Here is a 4,239-nt window from a genome sequence, read left to right on the forward strand (position 1 = left end):
CTTCGGTTTTTGCATGCGGTACAACACCCGCCGGTATGCGCAGTTGCCGTTTCTGGGCGTTAACTTGTCGAGTTACCACTAAGGTTGCCACTTGAACTGACATTAGCACTCGCACAACCCGGCAATTGCGTATGACCGGCTGTTAGCACTCGTATTTATTATTTTTGATATCTATAATGGCCTATGATTTTAAAATCAAATAAGCAATCCTCCATCATTTGTCCTCTTCCAATGTTATGAACTATCTGATATCTTTTTCCATCTCTGGATTTATTATTTATAACAATGCCGATATGTGTAACTGCACCTCCGAGGTTCCAGCAAACCAAATCACCTGGAAGATAATCAGTTGGATTATTAGTAATTGGTTTAACAATTCCATACCTTTCAAAGAATACCATGAGATTAGGGACTCTCCGGTGATCGATATTCCTATCGGGTCGCTTTAACCCCCAAATCTTTGGATACATACTGAAATTAGCTTTCATATCTTCATGAACTTCCTTCTGCAAATCGATACCTAATTTTCGATAAGCTCTTATTACAACATCCGTACATACTCCTTTATTACTCGGGACATCTCCATTTGGATATCCAATTGTAAAATAACTCGCATCATAATCTACATTCTGTTTTGTCAATTCTATAGCAGATACCGATAATCTGTCGTAAAAGCTCTCTTGTCCATGTAGTTGGATTGAAATCCATAGCAATAATATGATTGTTTGTATCTGTTTCATAATATGAGTGCTAACGGTTGCGTATATGAAATGTTTGGCATTTCGAAGCACTTTCCTGTCAAGTTACAACTACTTTTGATACGGGCTGAAACGCTCGATAACTCACTGACTGCCAAATGTTTTATATATGATGTTATGCGGTCGGCTTTTATTTTTGTTTATAATATCCTATTTCGTTTCTCATTAAAGTTTCCATTTCTTTCCATAACTCTGCCATTAATATTGTCCTTTTACTATGTCCAATATTTTCAAGTTGTTTCGCTGTTAATTCAATATCCTTCTTTAAAGAAATAGTATTTAAAACAAGCTGAAATTCGTCATTAAAATCATTCGCTAATGTTTTATAATCCTCAATTTTAGGCAATAATTTATCACTACAAACAAGTTTGAGCCTATTTAATTCTTGATTAAGTATCATTAATGGTTGAACAGATTTCCTTGTGAACTCAATTAATTCAGAATTGAAATCAATCAGTGCTTGGTTCATTTCCTCTTCGTTTCCATTAATTATTTTAGAATAGAATTCTGTGGCAATTCCATAAATCATTTTAGGGTCTGACCGCATATTTTGACTTATTTCATCTGCTTTATCCATGAAATTTGAATATACCTCAAATTTTTTTTCAATAGCTTTATCTTTCTTTTGATTTATTCTATTAAGAATGTGCTGAATAACTGCCCAAATCCATCCGAGAAGTCCGAGAGAAATTATTAATATGTCCTTGGTTTCTAAATCCATTATGTAGGCTTATAAGTTTTTTCCTAATAAACGTTTTCTGAACACAAATAGAAGGATAAGGATTACAACACAAATCAAAATCAATCTTTTGAACACATTAATTGTCAGACATAAATCTTGTCCTGTGACAGAAGAGATACAGTCAGTTGGATGCTCTGTCTCATACTTTAGGCTTACCATTGTATTTATTATTCCAAATACAAATAGTGGAATTCCAAATACAGCTATAATCAACGTTATGTAATAAAATGCCTTTTCCAATCTTGATGTTTTAATGTCGTTGTCTGTTTTTTTAGCTGCCGCATAACGGTTGACAATATGAAACGGTTGGGTTTTCGGGGCGCGTTCGTATCCACCGTTACAGAAAGTTGATGCGAGAACAAATGCTCGCAAACCACTGAACCCCAACTGTTTTATATTGTGTGTTGTGTGGCGTTTATCTATCATTCATTTCTTTAATTGTAAAAATAACTGGTAGTATATATTCTTTTTCAGTCCTTAACCAAAATGAAAATCCATAAATATCTGGACTTATTGCCTTTTCAATCATTTCATCTGTTAGAATCAATGATTTCCAGTCTGGATATGATTGTATAGTTTCCTTGACATTGTTATCAATCAAGCTATCAATCCCACGAACTATATTTACATTACATGATAAGTCAGTGCTATCAATCTTAAATTTCACCAATACTTTTCCTTGTATCTCTGATTTTATCGCTTTTATTGGATAATCAATATTGTCACAAAAATATTTAAAAAGTAAATGAGTTGAATCCCTCACTATTTTGTCAATTCTTAAATTCTCAAAATCTTTATCAATTAAAGCAATCACTTCTATGTTAATTAGCTCAACAGGTCTTTCTCTTAGAATGAAATTTATTACATTTCTATTGTTAATTTCTAAACTCTCTGGAAAACAATCAATATAAGAAACGCATAATGTCAGGCATGTAGTATCAATCTCAAAATGGTAATTTCCATTTATATCAGTAACGGCACCAACTACTCCACCTTTCTCTTTTATCCAGACAGAAGCACCTATGGCGGGTTTTCCATCAGTATAGGTTACTCTACCGGATATGAATTGTCCGTGAGTGTCAAGAATAAATAATAAAAATATAATTATACTAAATACTTTCATGTTTTATCAATGGTACTGTGTCTTTTTAAATGCCACACAACGGTCACATGTGTGAAACGTTGGGGATTGCGGACTTCGTCACTGTCTGCCGTTGAAAAAGCTGATGCGGGGCAGAACACTTTAATTAACCACCTAAACCCCAGTGTTTTACACATGATGTTGTGTGCCGTATTTATTTAATTCTCCCGTTTTTAAGGTTTTTGTCAAATAATTCGTCAAGAGTTGATGAGTGTTTATTTACAATTATCAACTTAGTCTTGTCTTGTAAGTCTGTTGTATAAACAAACTCATTCTTTACTTTGTACTTCCATTCTTTTAGTTCAGGAAATATAGTTTTTATTATATTCAAAGTGTTGTTATGGTCGGATGAAATTACAATTACTTTTGTATAAGGGGTTTCTTTCATTCTTTCCAAACTATTTTGATTTACAGGTGTCATTGAAGAAACGAATCCTGCAGGGCGGTAGTTTTTATTAAAAAAGGACAACTCTTCCCTGTTATCCGCAATTACAAAGCGATTGGAAAATAGATTGTCCAACTCGTTAATCCAATCAGAAAAATGATTGTCGTACAAGGCAATGTATTGGTCAACGAAATTCTCATCCATTGATTTTTTTTGGGAAATGTACTCTTTTACGAGAGGGTACATTTGCTTTGCCATTAAGTTGATATATTTCATATTGTACCAATCGCTTTCATCGGGCTTTCCGTTCAGTTGTTCATATACATAGCCATTGCCCAACGCAGTTGCCAATGCTTCATTTAGAAGAAGTAATGCGTATTGGCTATTTTGGGAATTGTTGTTTTTAAACCAAAATTGAATTTTTTGTTTTAATTCTAATGGCTGCCCATCGTATATGTTGTGATAGATCTCGTGCATTAATACGCTGAACAAAATATCGTTTCCCTTAAAATCAATAGGTACTTCACTGACGGCATTGTTTAAAAACGCTGTTGCCGTAAATCCACGTTTTTTGATTGATGGGATAATGGCAATGTCAATCGGAATGGAATAGTCCCAGGGTGAGCCATAGAAAGTCAATCCTGTTTGAAAGTAGTCTGAAAGGTTAGATTTTTGAACAAAATCCTTGAGTTCGTTTAGTTGCTTTTCAAAATTATCCTTGTTAGGATTGTAAATTAGGCTGTCATAAATTGGCTCAAATTCAGAGAGGATATAGGAAAAGGCAAATAGTTCTGTATTTGGGATAATCCCAAAAGTTTGTTTTTTAAACTCTTGAATTGATAAAGAGGTGATTAAATTTTTCTTGATTAGAAAAGTTGTTGTAAAAGGTATTTTTTGTCCTGTCGGGTAGCCTTGAAAGTCATACGATTCATAAATGTTTAATGTGTCAAGTTGGTTGACCAATTCCGAATAATGCTGTGTGGAAAATTCTGAAGATTGAAATGTCTGTTTATACTCGTTGTCAGGGTAATTGTCTGAAAGTTTCTGTATAAAGTCGTAAGTCGCCAACAACTTTGAAAAAGTGATGTTGATTATCGGCTCTTTTTGTCCAAAAACTGTGTTAAAGAGTAACAGAAAAGTTATCAAAAATGACGTTTTTATTTTCATTGCTGTTCGGTATTTAATATGGCACACAACGTGTGGCAATATAGTG

The 4,239-nt window shown here is 33.7% G+C and carries 5 protein-coding genes; all 5 read right to left on the reverse strand.

The window, feature by feature from the left end:
• Positions 1-158: 158 nt before the first annotated feature.
• Positions 159-740 carry a DUF1287 domain-containing protein gene (locus B4W65_RS16775; protein WP_088656317.1) on the reverse strand — a complete coding sequence of 194 codons (582 nt, stop codon included), beginning with the start codon at positions 738-740 and terminating at the stop codon, positions 159-161.
• Between the two features lie 148 nt (positions 741-888).
• A complete protein-coding gene (locus B4W65_RS16780; protein ID WP_088656318.1) occupies positions 889-1,479 on the reverse strand; it encodes a hypothetical protein in 591 nt (196 codons plus the stop codon).
• A 9-nt stretch (positions 1,480-1,488) separates the two neighbouring features.
• The gene (locus tag B4W65_RS16785) at positions 1,489-1,926 is read right to left on the reverse strand and encodes a hypothetical protein (protein ID WP_088656319.1); all 438 of its coding nucleotides are present in this window, start codon (positions 1,924-1,926) and stop codon (positions 1,489-1,491) included.
• Positions 1,916-2,623 carry a carboxypeptidase-like regulatory domain-containing protein gene (locus B4W65_RS16790; RefSeq protein ID WP_088656320.1) on the reverse strand — a complete coding sequence of 236 codons (708 nt, stop codon included), beginning with the start codon at positions 2,621-2,623 and terminating at the stop codon, positions 1,916-1,918. The genes B4W65_RS16785 and B4W65_RS16790 overlap by 11 nt, the downstream gene beginning before the upstream one ends.
• A gap of 172 nt (positions 2,624-2,795) precedes the next feature.
• The coding region (locus B4W65_RS16795; RefSeq protein WP_205741321.1) for a hypothetical protein at positions 2,796-4,239 on the reverse strand (1,444 nt) is incomplete at its 5' end.

This window comes from Geofilum rhodophaeum, from assembly GCF_002210225.1.
GTDB lineage: Bacteria > Bacteroidota > Bacteroidia > Bacteroidales > Marinilabiliaceae > Geofilum > Geofilum rhodophaeum.